Origin of the sequence: Sphingobacterium sp. BIGb0116 (assembly GCF_024808035.1) — a bacterium.
GTDB lineage: Bacteria > Bacteroidota > Bacteroidia > Sphingobacteriales > Sphingobacteriaceae > Sphingobacterium > Sphingobacterium paramultivorum.
In genome coordinates, this window is sequence record NZ_JANUDT010000002.1 from 338,443 (window position 1) to 355,501 (window position 17,059).

At 39.3% G+C, this 17,059-nt stretch carries 14 protein-coding genes; 3 read left to right on the forward strand and 11 right to left on the reverse strand.

Going from position 1 to position 17,059, the window contains the following annotated elements; all coding sequences use genetic code 11:
* The first annotated feature begins 105 nt into the window (after window positions 1-105).
* Window positions 106-954 carry a mechanosensitive ion channel family protein gene (locus tag M2419_RS08025; RefSeq protein ID WP_153844596.1) on the forward strand — a complete coding sequence of 283 codons (849 nt, stop codon included), beginning with the start codon at window positions 106-108 and terminating at the stop codon, window positions 952-954.
* Here M2419_RS08025 and coaA read toward each other — a convergent pair.
* The 6 genes from coaA to lysS all read right to left on the reverse strand — a co-directional run bounded on the left by coaA (window position 951) and on the right by lysS (window position 7,404).
* Window positions 951-1,910, reverse strand: coding sequence for a type I pantothenate kinase (gene coaA, locus M2419_RS08030; RefSeq protein WP_153844595.1), 960 nt, complete (start codon window positions 1,908-1,910; stop codon window positions 951-953). The genes M2419_RS08025 and coaA overlap by 4 nt on opposite strands.
* A 132-nt stretch (window positions 1,911-2,042) precedes the next feature.
* On the reverse strand, window positions 2,043-2,444 hold the full coding sequence (locus M2419_RS08035) for an OsmC family protein (RefSeq protein WP_153844594.1): 402 nt from the start codon (window positions 2,442-2,444) through the stop codon (window positions 2,043-2,045).
* Between the two features lie 12 nt (window positions 2,445-2,456).
* Window positions 2,457-2,837 (reverse strand): methylglyoxal synthase, encoded by a 381-nt coding sequence (locus M2419_RS08040; protein WP_046673562.1) that lies wholly within the window; start codon window positions 2,835-2,837, stop codon window positions 2,457-2,459.
* Window positions 2,838-2,904: 67 nt separating this feature from the next.
* Window positions 2,905-4,137 (reverse strand): nucleoside recognition domain-containing protein, encoded by a 1,233-nt coding sequence (locus M2419_RS08045; protein WP_153844593.1) that lies wholly within the window; start codon window positions 4,135-4,137, stop codon window positions 2,905-2,907.
* Window positions 4,138-4,168: 31 nt separating this feature from the next.
* Window positions 4,169-5,224, reverse strand: a complete 1,056-nt coding sequence (locus M2419_RS08050) for a patatin-like phospholipase family protein (RefSeq protein WP_259254754.1) — start codon at window positions 5,222-5,224, stop codon at window positions 4,169-4,171.
* A 461-nt stretch (window positions 5,225-5,685) separates the two neighbouring features.
* Complete coding sequence (gene lysS, locus M2419_RS08055) at window positions 5,686-7,404, reverse strand: lysine--tRNA ligase (RefSeq protein WP_259254755.1); 1,719 nt, start codon at window positions 7,402-7,404, stop codon at window positions 5,686-5,688.
* 326 nt (window positions 7,405-7,730) lie between these two features.
* Here lysS and M2419_RS08060 point away from each other — a divergent pair, with 326 nt between their 5' ends.
* Together M2419_RS08060 and M2419_RS08065 are read left to right on the forward strand one after the other, a co-directional pair.
* Entirely contained in the window at window positions 7,731-8,336 is a 606-nt protein-coding gene (locus M2419_RS08060) for an RNA polymerase sigma factor (RefSeq protein WP_075992756.1), read from the forward strand.
* 14 nt (window positions 8,337-8,350) lie between these two features.
* Window positions 8,351-9,715: a hypothetical protein gene (locus tag M2419_RS08065; RefSeq protein ID WP_259254756.1), complete on the forward strand. Its 1,365-nt coding sequence runs from the start codon at window positions 8,351-8,353 to the stop codon at window positions 9,713-9,715.
* Between the two features lie 80 nt (window positions 9,716-9,795).
* Here M2419_RS08065 and M2419_RS08070 read toward each other — a convergent pair whose 3' ends face one another.
* The 5 genes from M2419_RS08070 to M2419_RS08090 form a co-directional block, all read right to left on the reverse strand.
* A complete protein-coding gene (locus M2419_RS08070) occupies window positions 9,796-10,407 on the reverse strand; it encodes an HAD family phosphatase (protein ID WP_153844589.1) in 612 nt (203 codons plus the stop codon).
* A 131-nt stretch (window positions 10,408-10,538) separates the two neighbouring features.
* A complete protein-coding gene (locus tag M2419_RS08075) occupies window positions 10,539-13,709 on the reverse strand; it encodes an efflux RND transporter permease subunit (protein ID WP_153844588.1) in 3,171 nt (1,056 codons plus the stop codon).
* 38 nt (window positions 13,710-13,747) lie between these two features.
* On the reverse strand, window positions 13,748-14,905 hold the full coding sequence (locus tag M2419_RS08080) for an efflux RND transporter periplasmic adaptor subunit (protein WP_075992753.1): 1,158 nt from the start codon (window positions 14,903-14,905) through the stop codon (window positions 13,748-13,750).
* A gap of 26 nt (window positions 14,906-14,931) precedes the next feature.
* A complete protein-coding gene (locus M2419_RS08085) occupies window positions 14,932-16,257 on the reverse strand; it encodes a TolC family protein (protein ID WP_153844587.1) in 1,326 nt (441 codons plus the stop codon).
* A gap of 8 nt (window positions 16,258-16,265) precedes the next feature.
* On the reverse strand, window positions 16,266-16,853 hold the full coding sequence (locus M2419_RS08090; protein WP_158638758.1) for a TetR/AcrR family transcriptional regulator: 588 nt from the start codon (window positions 16,851-16,853) through the stop codon (window positions 16,266-16,268).
* Window positions 16,854-17,059 lie beyond the last annotated feature (206 nt).

A 17,059-nucleotide genomic window follows, 5' to 3' on the forward strand; every position in this document is an offset into this window, starting at 1 on the left:
TAGTTTAGCAAGCCTGTTTGTAGCCGTTTTACATGAAATATCGTGAATAGTGAATGGGGAAACATTAAAATTTGACTAGATAGACAACTTAAGCTTGTGTGAAAAATGACAAAACCAATTTCAATTTCTTTTATTGTACGGATTATACTGCTGATTGCACTAACGGCATCATTTGTTCAATTTGAAACCTTTTATATGCAGCGGGAGATCATCCGGAATATGGCTTACGGCTTAAATACTTTTCTAACAGCTAGTGTCCTGATCTCAATTGGTCATTTTATCCTTGTAAAACTATACAACAGTCGAAATGAACAGCAGGTTGTCCGGGGTAATTTTGTGCTCGGAATTACGCGTGTAGCTACAGTAGGCAATGTTTTTTTTATTATTGTCAGCCTAATGATAGCGGTTGGTATTAATCCAAAAGATTTTATCACCAGCATGACAATTGTCGCAATGGCGATTGCTGTAATTTTTAGAGAATATATCACGAATATGATATCCGGTTTAATTATTATGTTTTCGGATCAATTTTCGGTAGGAGATCGCATAAAAATAGGTGAATATCAAGGGAAAATTGTTGACATCACATTGGCCAATCTAGTTGTGCGGGATGAAGATGACGATGCTGTAATGATTCCCAATAATTTGGTGTTTACAGCGACGTTAGTTAATAAGACCTCGCAAAAGTCAAATAAAATTGTTGTAAAGTTTGAATTGCCGATCGATCGCTCTTTTACAGTGGCGGAATTGGAACAGTATTTAAGCCCATTATTTCAGAAAAATCCAAATTTAGATCATTCCCAAGGCTTTACAATTAAGGTCGCCGATATGACTAAAGACTATATCAAGTATAAAGTTGAGGTTAGTGCAATCTCGTCCAGCAACAAAATACATCAACAGGTCCAGAGCAACATATTAAATGAAATCCTCCAGTTTACAAGAATGCAGGGTTAAATCTTTCTTACTTTGACATTTTTAACAAAGTGGTGGCTTCCTTTTTCTAAAATGAGATCCGCACGATATCTAGTCGGCAAAATGTTTTTAAGTAGATTGGGCTTATTAATTTCGTTCCAGATATTTACAGCCATGGTATTGCTTTCATCAGCTGTCATATTTGCATATTTATGGAAAAATGAAGCCGGATTTTGAAATGCCGTAGCACGTAGTGACTCAAATCGATTGGTATACCATTCAATAAGATTTTTCTCGCTGGCATGTACATAGATTGAATAATCAAAAAAGTCGGAAACGAATACGCTATGTCCCTTTCGTGGTCGTTGGGAGTTGACTTGCAATACATTTATCCCTTCTACAATGAGGATGTCGGGTTGTTCAATCACTTGTTGCTGTTCGTCTGGCAATACGTCATAGACCAAGTGGCTGTATACTGGCACCGCAATTTTTGGAGCCCCTGATTTCACGGCTGAAAGGAAATGAATCAATCTTTTGGCATCATAGCTTTCAGGAAAACCTTTTCGGTTTAGAATACCACGTTCGATAAGTTGTTGATTCGGGTATAGAAAACCGTCTGTGGTCACCAAATCGACCTTTGGTTTGGATGGGAGTAAACTAAGGACGCGCTGCAAAACCCGGGCTGTAGTACTTTTTCCGACAGCGACCGACCCAGCTATACCGATGATATAAGGCAATTTGCTCACTTCTTTGCCAAAGAAGCGGTTTGTACGCTGGTGAAGACTTTGGAAACGGTCAATATGAATCTCAAGTAGATGACTTAAGGGAAAGTAGACTTCTTCTATTTCCTGATTTGTCAAGGGTTCATTCAGTGCATGTAGATTTTCCAGGTCTTCGACACTGAAATTGTGCAATACTTTCCCGTTTAAATTTTTCCAGTCTTCACGTTTGATCGATCTAAAAGGCGAGTCTATTGCTATTTGAGGATCCAATTGCATCGTTTGCTTTTTTTTATTACAAATATCTATATTGCAGGACAAGTAAACCTTCACTATTCGATTCTATCGGCTATTAAAGGTCTTTTTTGCGCGGACAAATATAAATAGTGTTATCCGTTATCCCAAGAAACATTACAAATGATTTGAAGTTATTACAATAGGATTTGATAATATTTTATGAACAGGACACTTTTCAGCTATTTTAAACAAACGCTGCTTTTGAACCTCATCTAAATCTCCTTTAAAGCTAATAAAGCATTGTATATAAGTCGTTTGCTGCTGTTCACTTGTTTGCACCTCATAAGATAAACGCACCAGCACTTCTTCCAGGGGCCAGTTTTTGCGGTCAGCATACATTTTGACTGTAATGGCTTTGCAGCTCCCTAAAGAGGATAGTAATAGTGGAGTAGGGTTTATGCCCTGATCTTCACCGCCTACATCTTCGGGTTCATCAACCGTTATTTGATGCTTGCCGTATTGTACGGTAGTTGTATAGGGTATTTTCCCTATTGAAACGATTACTTCATTGTCCATAAGCGATTAAAATTATGATTCCACGTCTTCTAATAGCCCTTCAATGATGAGGCTTCCTGTTGCAGGGTTTGTTGCCAAAGGGACATTATAAAGATCACATACACGCATGAGCATTTGAATATCTGGTTCATGTGCATGTTTTCCGAGTGGATCGCGAAAGAAAATAATACCATCAACTTTTCTTTCGGCCGCCAAAGCTGCGATTTGTGCATCACCACCCATGGGGCCACTCAATTTCAATTCCACAGGCAAGCCTGTCTGTCTAACATAAGAGCCCGTAGTACCAGTGGCAATGATGTTGGCGCGCTCCAATAATTCCTGGTGGTCTTTGACAAATGCGACCATTTCAGGTTTTTTGCCGTCGTGGGCTATTAATGCAATTGTTTTTTTCATCACAATATAATAATTTGTAAATATCGGACACTGTTATAAAGGCAGGCCTTTCTGCAATATACGTATGTTATTTAAAAAATATGTATGAGATAATTATTGCTGCGATTACACCTGCTAATTCCGCTAATAATGCACATGGTAATGCATGCCGTGTACGCTTTATTCCCACTGCACCAAAATATACAGCGAGGACATAAAAAGTAGTTTCCGTTGATCCCTGAATAACACAAGCAACCCTCGCAGCGAAGTCCATTGGCCCCTTGGCATTCATCAAATCGACCATAAGTCCACGTGCACCGGATCCACTGAGCGGTTTCATAAAGGCTACAGGTAAAGCGTCTACAAATGATGTATCTAGACCACATAGCGCGATAGCTTTGGAAATTCCAGCGACCATATAGTCCATCGTTCCTGATGCTCTAAATACCGCGATACCAACGAGCATCGCGACGAGATAGGGTATTATTTTTACAGAAACTTCGAAGCCCTCTTTGGCACCTTCTATAAATGAATCGTACACATTTACTTTACGGAAAAGAGCCAAACCTATAAAGGAGGTAAATAAACTAAATAAAATAACATTACCGAATACTTTGCTGAATATTTCGATTTCTGTTTGTTGGAGTCCCGAAAAGTAGTAAAGTAGTCCACCGATAAATAATCCCATTGCTCCCAGATATCCTAGAATTACACGGTTAAATAAATTGATTTTTTGATAGATGGAAACGAGAATCAATGCCACCAATGTGGAAAAGAAGGTTGCGATTAGAATTGGTAGAAATACATCGGAAGGATCTGGTGCACCAGCCTCCTTCCGATAAGCCATAATTGAAATAGGCAAGAGGGTTAAGCTAGATGCATTGAGCACAATAAACATGATTTGTGCATTGGTAGCTGTTTCCTTATTGGGATTGAGCTCCTGGAGTTCCTTCATGGCTTTAAGTCCCAATGGCGTTGCCGCATTATCTAATCCTAGGGCATTAGCCGAGAAATTCATAAGAATAGAGCCAAGCGCAGGATGATTTTTGGGTATCTCCGGGAATAATTTATGAAAAAAAGGACCCACTATTTTTGCGAAGATATTGATCATACCGCCTTTTTCGCCAATTTTCATAATCCCAAGTGCAAAACTCATCATACCGATCAGTCCTAAAGAGATTTCGGCTCCTGTTTTTGCACTGTCAAAGATTGAATTTACAATTTGCTGAAAGATTTCTGTATCTCCGAAAAAGATTAGTTTTACAAGGGCTACGGCAAATGTGATTAAGAAAAATGCAACCCAAACGTAGTTTAATGCCATATAGATTTAAAATATGCGTAAAAGTAATCTTTTAGAACTTATCCATCAACTGGCTCCATGGATTTTTCTTCTTATTTTGGCTCTTTTCTTTAATGAGATGCCCAACGATATAATCCAATGTATCTTCATGCTCACTGATCATTTTATCGGATAAGGAAATCAACTTCTGTATATTATTGGGCGAGGCTGCGTCTAATGATGCATTTATACTCGATAGATTGGCTGGTTCTATGCGGAGATAATTTTGTTGCTTACCGTTACTTTGAAATAGTTGCCGAATAAAAAATTCGGTACTCTCGGAAGATGCACTTGTCATAATGTCAACTAAAGCGGGACCGATTTGTATAGCAAGTTTCTTCTTAAAATGTTCGTAATTATAAGCTGTTTTTGACATTCCTGTACCTAAGGATACCATAAACATGTCGTTTATCTGCGTGCTGTTAAAAGCCTTTAAAACTTCAAGTAAACCACATATGGAGGGGTTTTGAGCGAACACACCGCCATCGATCAAAGGATATCTTGTTTTTGAAAGGGAGTAGATCTCTGCAACAGGAAAAAATGTGGGTGCAGCGGACGTAGCCTTACAAACATCTTTGAGGTAGAAATCCCTTGCTTCGCCATGCGTAATTGCCTTTTGTTGTCTAAAAAAATGATTCTTCCGTAATTCAATGTTATACGCAGTGATGATACAGGGTTTGATAAGATGGCTCAATCGTGCATTTTGAAAATACTCATCCAAAACGTCTGATAATGTATTTGACGAGTAGAGCTCGCTGACAAGACCAAATCCACCTAAAAAACGCCGCCATTTGGAAGCGTTGAAAATTTCAGTGCCATGATTAACAAATAGATTTAAGGCATCTCGCGCAGAAAATTTCGGATGGGCGGGATTACCTTCTTCCGGATACAAAAGAATGCTAGTCAGAATTCCGCCGCTGCTTGTACCTGCAATAAAGTCAAAGTAGGAGGCAATCCGTGCATTGGGATCCATGGTCTGCTTTTGTAACTTCTCTTCTAGAGCGACGAGAACCATTGCCGGAATAATACCCCGGATACCACCACCATCAAGCGCGAGAATATTCTTCATATGCTAAAAACTGATTTAGTTAACGATATGTAAATATAATAAATGTCTACAATTGGCAGGAGTCATATATTGGTGACAATTGTGTCATATATCCTGTGATTAAAAGCTATTCAATATTTTTCGTAGATCACCTTGGTCAGCATATCACTATCTTCTTACTAGATTCTAGACTAATAGAGAGCTAGCAGTACTTTTATAGGGGTATAACAGGGGGTTAACTTGGGTTTACCCCTGTTATACCCCTGTTAACCCCCTGTTAACCCCGAGTAATACCCCTGTTAATATAGAGGCTGATGAGCTGATTATACAAATCTGATAGGATCGGAGATACTACAGAAAGGAATCTCGGGGTTTGTGGGTCGTATTGGACCATTGTAAACATTTTTACAAGATCACTTTAAACAAAAAAAGCTGCCTCAAATTTTATTGAGGCAGCTTTTTTAGCTAGCATAGATGCCGATTTAATTGAACCAAGCAAATACTTCGTCTTTCGTTGGCATATTGATATCTAGTTTCATTTTTTTACGCATACCACCAAGGTCATTAAAAACCTTGTTCGGATTCGCTTCTTTTAAAGCTTCAATGGTTGTAAAGCCCATTTTTTGTAAGGCAGGAACCCAAGCTGCAGGAATACCTTGTTCCTCATAATCTTTCACTTCTGCTACTTTGGCGACTTTTTCAGGTCTCATTTGTGGGAAGAAAAGAACTTCTTGGATTGACGCATTATCGGTCAAGAACATGATTAAACGGTCCATACCGATTCCAAGTCCAGAGGTCGGCGGCATTCCATATTCCAATGAACGAAGGAAATCCTGATCAATAAACATGGCTTCATCATCACCTTTTTCAGAAAGGCGCAATTGATCTTCAAATCGTTCACGTTGATCAATTGGATCATTAAGCTCTGAATAGGCATTGGCAATCTCTTTTCCGCAAACCATCAGCTCAAAACGCTCGGTTAAATCAGGATTATCTCTGTGCTTCTTCGTTAAAGGAGACATTTCTTTTGGATAATCTGTAATGAATGTTGGTTGGATGTAGTTTCCTTCACATTTTGCGCCGAAAATTTCATCGATCAATTTGCCTTTACCCATGGTTTCGTTTACGTCGATGCCCATTCCTTTGGCAGCAATACGGATTTCGTCTTCAGATTTTCCAGTAATATCAAATCCAGTGAATTCCTTAATGGAATCTGTCATCGATATCCGTTTATACGGTGCTCTAAAGTCAATTTTATGTTCTCCGAAGGTAGCTTCAGTCGTACCGTTCACAGCCAACGCACAATGTTCTAACAGACGTTCTGTAAAGTCCATCATCCAGTTGTAGTCTTTATAGGCTACATAAATTTCCATTGCGGTGAACTCTGGATTGTGGGTACGGTCCATTCCTTCATTACGGAAGTTTTTAGAAAATTCGTATACACCATCAAATCCACCAACGATTAGTCTTTTTAAATAAAGCTCGTTGGCGATACGAAGATATAATGGAATATCTAAAGCATTATGGTGTGTAATAAACGGACGTGCTGCAGCACCGCCTGGAATGGATTGTAGGACAGGTGTTTCTACTTCCATATACCCCGCGTCGTTAAAGAACTGACGCATCGCATTGAAAAGCTTTGTACGTTTGATAAATATGTCTTTGTTAGTTGGATTTACGATCAAATCTACATAACGCATTCTATAGCGTTGCTCTGGATCTGTAAAGGCATCAAAAGTTTTACCTTCTGCAGATTTAACGACAGGTAGGGGACGTAGCGATTTGGATAAAACGGTAAGTTCTTCTACGTGTACTGCAATAGCCTCGGTTTGTGTTGTGAAGACATAGCCTTTGATACCAACGATATCTCCGATATCCAATAGCTTTTTGAAAACGACATTGTATAGGTCTTTATTCTCATCAGGACATACATCGTCACGCTTAATATAAGCTTGAATACGTCCGGTAGAGTCTTGAATTTCAAAGAATGAAGCACTACCCATCACACGACGACTCATGATACGTCCAGCAATGGTAATGTTCTTATAATTCAATTTATCTCTATCGTAATTTTCTAAAATATCAGCAGCATGTGCATTGACGACAAATTCGTTTGCTGGAAATGGATCAATTCCCATATCCAACAACGATTGCATCGCTTGTCTTCTAAGTTGTTCCTGTTCGGATAATACAGTACTCATTCGGTATGAATAATATTTAAAATGTGAAAATCACGCAAAAATAGCCATTTTTTTCAATTCTTTTTATGGATTTTTTTTGAAAACGCTGTAGCGAAAGGAAATGGCATTCCGTTATATGGGATAAAAATAGTTAAATAGTGATATTATTACAAGGGGACATTCGACTATTTGATTTTGAGTTTTATAATTTTAATTTCGTTATCTCCTCGAAAAAAACGTTCATAATGAAGGGGAGAATTCGATAGATTGTTTACATGGCATGTGTTATTGATTGCATATGAAAGGCAATTTGTCTAAGTTTGAAACTTAATAATTAAATGGTTTAAGTGGGTATAATTCGGTCATATTTTTATAACAAGAAGCTATCATCTTTACATGATGCCTTAGAGCGTTGCTTGCGCGATCGTGAAGACGGCAAGGCTTTCGTTTATAAGAAGTATTATGGTTATCTCATGGCTATTATTATTCGTTATGTAAAACAGGATGTGGACGCGGAAGAGCTCGTGAATGAAAGCTTTGTTCGGGTATTTCGAAAATTGGAATCATTTAATAGGGATATTGAAGATGAAAATCTCGAAAAATCGTTTAGAGCCTGGATAGGACGAATTGCTGCCAATATTTCGATTGATTTTTTACGAAGTAAAAAGCAGTTTTATTCGGTTGAAGATTTGGGAGAAGGGGATATGCATACACCGGCAGTACAATTGGACAGTCGACTGGAAGTCAATGAGATTATGCGTCTGCTCGATCAGCTCCCTGAAATTCAAAAAACTATTTTTAATCTCTATGAAATTGAGGGGTATTCACATGATGAAATTGCCCAGATGCTTAACATACCAGATAGTACGTCAAGGACTTATCTGACTAGAGCGAAACAAAAACTTAGAAAATTATACTTGGATTATACAGGCGTAGTTCAAGAAATAAGATAAATATTGTTGTTACGATGAAAGACAATAAGAAAAAGGAATTGATAGAAGAAATCATTGGACAATTAAAAGACCATGAACTACCTTATAAAGAAGGTTCCTGGGAGAAATTTGCCTCAAATTATGGCGTTTCAGCACATCGTTCCTCTAATTGGAAGTATTGGAGTGCTGCTGCGGCTGTGTTATTGTGTTTTGGTGTAGGATATTGGGGGCTAAAGACGAATGTGGAGACTGATATACCTGCTGTCGTTTTAACACATCTGTCGGAACGCGAAGATGTGTTAGGTGATCATAAGGATTTAAAAGAATCGATACAGCTGTCGTTATCAGATGTTACGGGCGATAGGATTGTGAGTGCAGAGGTATTATCGGCGAAGAAGCCCTATACCTATTCTGTGCCAGCGGACCATTCAACTGAAAATTTGGACAATCACCACTTGGTATTGAGTACTGGGCAATTAATGCGGGGCCACGATGTGGCTGTATCAGCCGATTTAAGAAGGCTGCAGTCCATGCAATTGAAAAATAATTCATTTTCAGCGCAGGTTGGTTTAACGGAAAGTGAAGTGGAACGAGTAAGCGCTTCAACAAATACCACTGTGACGAATAGTAGTGCCGTTATTGCTTCGACCAATTCAGGGTTTATGTCGCCTGTTAATCAAACGCAACGCGATGCTGCAAAACTATCACAATTGTATGCTGCGCAACAAGGGGGGGCAAGGAATAGTGTTGTACACACGAACGTTAACCAAGATAAGAAATGGGAAATGGGCGCTTTTGTATCACCTGCCTCTACGTCAGAAAGTATAACGCTGGGGGGCGGGGTCGCACTAGCCTATAATATTTCGAGTAAGGTAAGTCTTCGCTCAGGAGCTTCTATTCAACATTATGGAGCTATTTCGGGTAATTCACCCATTACTCCTGCAATGGGATCAAATTCTCTTAATGCAGATGCGCCAAATTATATTTCTCAATCGAATTTGAATAATTCCTTTGCGATGCGGGTAGCAGATGCAAAAGATGCAAAGAGTAATGAACGGGTTTCAGGTAAAATCTTAACAGTTGATATCCCATTGGATGTTAGATACGCGATCAACAAGAATTTCTATACCTCAGTCGGTGTATCCTATGTTGGTGTATTGGATCAGGAACGGGCAACGATCTATGAAACAAATAATACGGAGTACAGACAAAAATCCCAAGACAAAAATGTCGATGATAAAGGTGTGAACGGCTTTATTAATTTTTCAGTTGGTCGGAAACAGAAAGTTGGAAAATTATCCATTTCTGTAGAGCCTTATTATAAAGCTCCAATCGGAAATTTGAAATCATCCGATTTGAACTATAGCAACGGGGGAGTGAAAATAATTACTAGTTTTTAAAGAGTATAATGCTATAAAAAAGCCGCAGTAAGCTTGAAGTTTACTGCGGCTTTTTTTTATAGTCTGCAAATCGGGGTTTATTAAATTTCATCAACGCGAACCCAACCCATCCCTGCGGCTTTCGCACCTTCAACTCCTGGGATCCCGTCTTCGTAGACCAGGCATCTTTCCGGAGCAATATTCAATTGAGCAGCTGCCAAAAGAAAGGGTTGTGGTGAAGGTTTTCCCTCCGCTGTATCTCCAGCACAAACCAGTGTTTCCAAATCATCCCACACACCAATGGTGGTTAAGGTCATGGATAAGGTTGTTCTGGTTCCTCCTGAAACGGCAGCGATATGTTTTTTACCTTTCTGATATTTTAGATGTTCAACAACGTAATCTACAGGCTTAGTCTTGAAGACATATTCGTCTCGAAAAATGGTAGACTTTAGTGTGGAAAATTCTTGATAATCGAAATCTACCCCATAGCGTTTGCTGATTTCCTCTGCAACAGCAACAGTGGGCCATCCGGCAGTTTCATCAATCAAATTGACGTCCAACTCGACCCCATATTGTTGAGCTGCGGCCTTATACGATTGCTTGTGTGCGTCCATATTATCTGCCAGGGTACCATCGACATCAAATAATAGTGCGTCATAGGATTCGGCAAGAAGGTTTAGTAATTCAAATTTTCGTTGTGATTCAGGTGACATATACTTTTAATAGTGAGCGGTAAAAATAAAAAAATATAATTGGACGAGCAAAAAAGAAGCCTTCCCCTTGTTACAAGGAAAGGCTTCTTGCTGTTAGCTCCGTGTGGATTCTTCACAGAGGCAGCGTATAATTAGTGTGAACTTAAATTTTTCGCTTTCTCTTCATCGAAATTAGCTTCTAATTCAGCCAATTTTTTCTTACCGTATGCCATACGTGTAATCACAACGAATAGCACTGGAACGATAAAGATCGCTAGGAGTGTGGCTGCAGTCATACCACCAAATACCGTCCAACCGATTGTTTGGCGAGAAATTGCTCCAGCTCCATGGGATAGCATCAATGGAATAATCCCCAAGATGAAGGCAAAGGACGTCATGATAATTGGGCGTAAACGCAATTTTACAGCATCTAATGTCGCTTCATAAAGGTTCATCCCGATATCAACCCGTTCCTTAGCAAACTCAACGATTAGAATCGCATTCTTAGCAGCAAGTCCAATGATGGTGACCAGACCAATCTGTGCATAGATGTTATTATCCAATGTAGGGATTAATGTTAAGGTTAATATAGCCCCAAATACACCTAGTGGTACAGATAACAAAATGGAGAAAGGTACAGACCAACTTTCGTATAAGGCAGCCAATAGTAAGAACACAAATAGGATACACAAAGCAAAAATTTGAATGGTCTTTGACCCGGATTGCATCTCTTGAAGAGATAGACCGGAGAACTGATAGTCAAAACCTTCTGGCAATGTTTGTGCAGCCACTTCTTGCAAAGCTTTCAATGCATCTCCTGATGAGAAACCGGGAGCCGAACTACCATTGATCTCGATACTTCTAAAGATATTGTAGTGGTTGATGATTGAAGGCATTGTCATTAATTCATACTTGACCAGTGTACCCATCGGTACAGGGTTCCCTGAAACATTGTTGACATACAATTTGTTGATGTCTTCAATATTCATACGGTACGGAATATCAGCTTGTGTCACGACACGGTAGCTACGACCATACTTTGTAAAGTCATTGACATAGCTACTTCCCAAATAGGATGATATTGTCGAATAAATACTTGAGATAGGTACCCCCATACGTTTTGCCTGTTCACGATTGACTTCCAATTTGTAGTTTGGAGAATTGGTATTAAACATCGTGTAGGCCATTCCAATTTCTGGACGTTGGTTGGCAGCCATCAAGAATTTACCTACTGTTGCTTCGAAATCTTTGATATTTACAGTTTGTAAATCCTGTACCTGCATAGAGAAACCACCAGATGTACCTAGACCCGGAATTGCCGGTGGTGTTACCGCCAATACCCTTGCTTTGGTATAACCCATGTATTTACCCATAATCATTCCCGCGATATCGTTTGCAGTACGTGTACGGGTTTCCCAAGGCTTAAGAGAAACGAACACTGTTGCACCATTGGATTTAAACGCGCGGTTTAGGATATTGATACCAGAAATTGCGGTAACATACTTGATTTCAGGAAAAGTCTTGTGTAGATCGGCTTCAATCTCTTTAAGGACTTCATTTGTACGTGCGGAAGAAGAGCCTTCCGGTAAAGTAATACCTGCAAAAAATGCACCACCATCTTCCGAAGGAATAAATCCTGTCGGTTTGGTTGTAAACATCCAACCTGTTCCGATAAAAATACACAACAGAATGATCAATACAAGTGGTGCTTTTTTGATCGCTTGTTTTACACCATTGGAGTATCTGATGGTCACCTTTTCAAACCATACATTAAATTTGTAGAAAAATTTATTCAAACCTTTGGCACCTTCATGTACTGCTGTTGGTTTTAATAAAATCGAACATAATGCTGGAGTTAACGAAAGTGCAATAAATGCCGACAACATAACGGACACAGCGATCGTGATGGCAAATTGTTGGTACAATTTACCGACCATTCCAGGGATAAAACCTACTGGAACGAATACGGCAGCCAAAATTAATGCAATTGCAATAACCGGAGCGGTGATATCGCCCATGGCGCGACGTGTCGCTTCTTTAGCATCCAGTTTATAATGGTCGATATAATGCTGGACAGCTTCCACCACAACGATGGCATCATCCACCACAATACCGATGGCCAATACAAAGGCAAGCATGGTCAGGTTGTTGACCGAAAAGCCAAACATCAGGAAGAAGATGAATGTACCGATGATGGATACCGGAATTGCCAATACGGGGATTAATGTTGCCCTCCAGCTTTGAAGGAAGAAAAATACCACTACTGTTACCAGGATCAATGCTTCAACTAGGGTATGGATAACCGAAGAAATTGAGGCATTTACTACCGAAACTGTCTCGTAACTGATTGTATAATCTACGTCAGTTGGAAAAGATTTCTTTAATTTTTCTAAAGCAGCGACGATACCGTCTGCAGACTCTACAGCGTTTCCTCCCGGGGTCTGGTTAATCATCATCGCAGATGAGGTCATACCATTTACCGTAGATGATGTACCATAATTAAATTGACCTAATTCAACACGTGCAACATCCTTTAAAAGTACGATAGATCCATCTTTGTTGGTTTTTACAACGATGTTTTCAAAGTCTTCCGGATTTGAAAGGTCACTATCGGTAATGATTGGATATTCAAATACTGTCGAAGACTCTTGTGGACGTCCACCAACACTACCACCAGGTATACGGGAGTTTTGTTCCGCAATTGCTGTTGATACATCGGCCGGAGTCATGCTTAGATTAGCTAATTTGTTTGCGTCTAGCCATACACGCATTGAAAACGGCTGCCCAAAAGCGGTTACGTCACCGACACCTTTCACACGTAAGAGCGCGTCTTTAACGTATAAGTTGTTGTAATTGGCCAAGAAATTTTCATCTCTCGTTCCTTTTGGTGAAGTTAAGGCAACCAACATCAGGATATCGTTATTGGCTTTACGGGTCGTAATTCCCAGACGTCTCACAGCTTCGGGGAGGGCTGGTTCAGCAATTCCCACGCGGTTTTGTACGTCTAAGGTCGCAATATCGATATCCGTACCTACTTCAAATGTCACCGTAATTGTTGCTTGACCATTTGACGTACTATTGGACGACATATAAATCATGCCAGGTGTACCATTGATCTGACTCTCGATAAGAGTTGTCACGGTTTGTTCAACCGTCTGTGCATCAGCTCCGGTGTAATTGGCCGTAACCGTTACTGTTGGAGGTGCAATAGAAGGATACTGGCTAATTGGCAACGTGGATACTGCAATGATCCCGATAATTGAAATCAATATCGAAATAACGATTGCGGTAACTGGCCTCTTAATAAATACTTCTGAAATCATTCTATATCTTTTAGATTCTCTTTAAAAAATTAATGGTGTTATTTTCCTTGAGGTGCTCCTTTCGCAGCCTGTTGGGCAGCGACAGCAGCATCAACTACTTTAACTCCATTTTGGACATTCATGGTACCGTCGACGATAATCTTTTCACCGTCTTTGACACCTTCTTTAATCACAATTTTATCACCAGCTTTAATACCCAATTTTACTTGACGTATTTCGGCTTTACTGCTATCATTCACAGCATAGAGGTTAAATACCCCGAGCTGTTCAAAGACAGCTTTGTAAGGCACAACAACTTCTTCTGTAGCCGAGGTTGTTGATACATTCATCGTAATATTCATACCAGCCCGCAATTCGTTGGCATTGTTCGGGAAAGTAGCACGCACTTTGATTGTTCCGGTAGCAGGGTCAACTGCGCGGTCAATGGTTGTGATCGTTCCTTTTCCTTCATAAGTACTTCCATTTGGCAATAAAAGAGAAAGGTCCGAAGATGAATGGCTGCTTTGCAATTGGGTAAATTTGGCAATATCCTTTTCATTTACCTGAAACTCAACAGCAATTGGGCTAGTTGAAGACAAGGTATTTAAAAGGGTCGTACCAGGGTTAACCAAGGCTCCCAAACGTACCTGTGATATCCCTACAGTACCACTGAAAGGAGCGCGAATCGTCGAACGTGATAAGTTTGTATTTGCAGTGACCAATGCCGCACGAGCCGACTCTACCTGTGCCTGAGAAGCCGCTACATTTGATACTGCATTGTCAAAAACCTGCTTTGCAATCGCATCTTTATCGGCCAATGTTTGGTAACGTGCTAAATCTCTTTTTTGTCGGTCCAAATCAGTTTGTGCGACCTGTAAGCTTGCTTTAGCTTGTTGGACAGCTGCGTTGTAGCGCGTTCCATCAATTTCATAAAGAGCTTGTCCTGCGGAAACTACTGCACCGTCAGAAACATATATTTTTGTGATATAGCCGCTTACTTCCGCATATAGATCTGCTTCGTTCAACGGTTTGACTGTTGCTGGATAACTGATTGTACCTGTAACAGTCTCATGTGATGCGACACCAAAGCTGACAGGGACAACTTTTTCAGCCTGAGCCTGTGCTGCACCTTGCTTTTTTGCATCTTTATTTCCACAAGAGGTCCATACTAATGCCGTCCCAAGGAAGAAAGCGAATAATAATTGTCTTTTATTCATGATTTGTATTAGTTTCCGTTTATTGATTAATTTGTGTGGATTGCCCCAACTGCTTTCTGAACATCCAATTTACTTGATAATAGCGCGTAAAGAGAGTTCAAATAATTGAGCTGTGTTGTTTTGAGATCAGTCTCTGCTGTCATTAAATCGAGATAAGTTTTGATACCTTCGTCATATTGAAGTTTGATTGTCTCGTATACTTCTTTGGAGAGATCCACATTTTCTTTAGCTGTTTTCCAGTCATTTAAATTCGCATTATAGGTTGCCTTTGCCAACGAATATTCTGTGTTAATGCTGTTTTCTAAATTTTTGATGTCCCAGTCAATTCTTTCTTCCTGCAATCTGGATTTATTGATTTGTTTTTTACGTTTAAATCCGTCGAAAATTGAAAAAGAAACATTTAGGCCAGCTACTGAACCCGGGAAATTGTCGGAATAAAGCTTACTGAATTTATCATTTCTATAGTTGAATGCGTAATTATAAAAAGCACTTACGCTCGGTAAATATGTCCATTTATAATACTGTGTGCTCAACTGTTGAATCTTTTTCGATGTTTCCAATTGTTGGAATTCAATTCGATTAGAGATAGTCATTCCTGCAGTTGTATCAAGTAGAATCTCTGATTCCATACTGCTATTATCAAATGAAAGCGTCAAATTTTTGCTTTTATCCAAAGCTAGCAATTGTTTAAGGTATTCGTATTTATATTTACGAAGCTCAACCGTTCTTTTCTCGTCCGCATTCGAATTTGCCAAAGCAATTTGCGCTCTCTTATAGTCGGTTTTATCAACTAAACCCACATCATATTGTGACTTTGCATCTTTCAATTGTTTTTGGAGGCGAGCGATATTTTCGCGTACAATCTTGATCTGCTCTTCCGAGGTCAGGATGTCATAATAAGCTTTACTTACCTCTACAACAGCTGTTATTTTTTTGTTCTCCGTATTTTGTTTATTACCGAGACGTACGAGCTCAGCGGCTTTTTTCGCTTGCATTAGCTCAGGATTGAGGATCTGTTGGTCTGCTTGAAGCGTTAAGGCACTCGCATTGTTCTGCCCCATTTTGATATTATTTCCGCCAATATTTGCTAATGGAACAATGACATTATAATTATAACTTCCTTTTAGACCCAATTGTGGGTACCAACCTGAAAGGGAGATGTCGATATCTTTTTCACCGATGGCCTCGTCCAATTGTGCTTGTTTTACAGAGATTTGATTACGTAAGGCGTAATCAATCAGCTGCTGAAGTGTTGCATTTGCCGGCAAGTTTTCAGATTGCTGTTGTGCAAATCCTGTATTACTCAAAAGCGACAGGGCCGCCAAGGAATAAACGATTTTATTAAACTTCATATATGTAATTAATTATTTTTTTCTCTATTAATAGCTCCATCCCAAATAATCCCAATTAAATCTTCTACATTCTGTTCAGAGAATTTGAGATCTTTAAATTTGATACTGTGAACAGTCGATAAGGCTACACCAATATAACTGGCCACCAAAAGATGGACGTCTACCTGTTTCAATATTTTTCGATCAATGCCTTCCTGTAAAAAATCAACTACTTTATTTTGTCCACCTACAGGTTCTTGTATCTCAGCTTTGTTTTTCTCGTAATAAGGAGACGAAAAAAACTGTTCAAAAAAACTGAAGATATGCCCATTTTCTAAATAGAACTTGACAAAGTTGCGCCAGATATGAATAAAGGAATCTTTATAATCGAAATCATCTTTTATACCATCAAAAATATAATCATTCAGTAATGTTCTACAATGTTTGAACAGTGCAAAGATTAGGTCATCTTTTGATGGAAAATAATGGTAGATAGTTCCTATTGCTACATCAGAATCTTGTGCGATTTTGCTCATCGGCGTTCCATGGAAGCCGTTTGTTTGTATAAGTTTTAGTGTGCTGGCAAGTACTGCCGCAATTTTTTCATTGGAATTCATCAATCGAACGTTCATTCGGTTGCAAAATTAACGATTAATTTGGATCCAAAATGTCAGAATATTGTTATAAATCAATAAATATAAAACTATTTGAATCAATAATACAATAAGGAAAAAAAGGTGAAATTGTTTTCAACTTTTTATTTTTTTTGATGGATGGAGGGGAGGTACCTTCAAGAAGGTCAAGGTTGTAGCGTGGGTTTCGC

Coding starts and splice junctions, on each gene's coding strand:
- M2419_RS08025 (WP_153844596.1), top strand. CDS start 106: ATGACAAAACCAATTTCAATTTCTTTTATTGTACGGATTATACTGCTG.
- coaA (WP_153844595.1), bottom strand. CDS start 1,910: ATGCAATTGGATCCTCAAATAGCAATAGACTCGCCTTTTAGATCGATC.
- M2419_RS08035 (WP_153844594.1), bottom strand. CDS start 2,444: ATGGACAATGAAGTAATCGTTTCAATAGGGAAAATACCCTATACAACT.
- M2419_RS08040 (WP_046673562.1), bottom strand. CDS start 2,837: ATGAAAAAAACAATTGCATTAATAGCCCACGACGGCAAAAAACCTGAA.
- M2419_RS08045 (WP_153844593.1), bottom strand. CDS start 4,137: ATGGCATTAAACTACGTTTGGGTTGCATTTTTCTTAATCACATTTGCC.
- M2419_RS08050 (WP_259254754.1), bottom strand. CDS start 5,224: ATGAAGAATATTCTCGCGCTTGATGGTGGTGGTATCCGGGGTATTATT.
- lysS (WP_259254755.1), bottom strand. CDS start 7,404: ATGAGTACTGTATTATCCGAACAGGAACAACTTAGAAGACAAGCGATG.
- M2419_RS08065 (WP_259254756.1), top strand. CDS start 8,351: ATGAAAGACAATAAGAAAAAGGAATTGATAGAAGAAATCATTGGACAA.
- M2419_RS08070 (WP_153844589.1), bottom strand. CDS start 10,407: ATGTCACCTGAATCACAACGAAAATTTGAATTACTAAACCTTCTTGCC.
- M2419_RS08075 (WP_153844588.1), bottom strand. CDS start 13,709: ATGATTTCAGAAGTATTTATTAAGAGGCCAGTTACCGCAATCGTTATT.
- M2419_RS08080 (WP_075992753.1), bottom strand. CDS start 14,905: ATGAATAAAAGACAATTATTATTCGCTTTCTTCCTTGGGACGGCATTA.
- M2419_RS08085 (WP_153844587.1), bottom strand. CDS start 16,257: ATGAAGTTTAATAAAATCGTTTATTCCTTGGCGGCCCTGTCGCTTTTG.
- M2419_RS08090 (WP_158638758.1), bottom strand. CDS start 16,853: ATGAATTCCAATGAAAAAATTGCGGCAGTACTTGCCAGCACACTAAAA.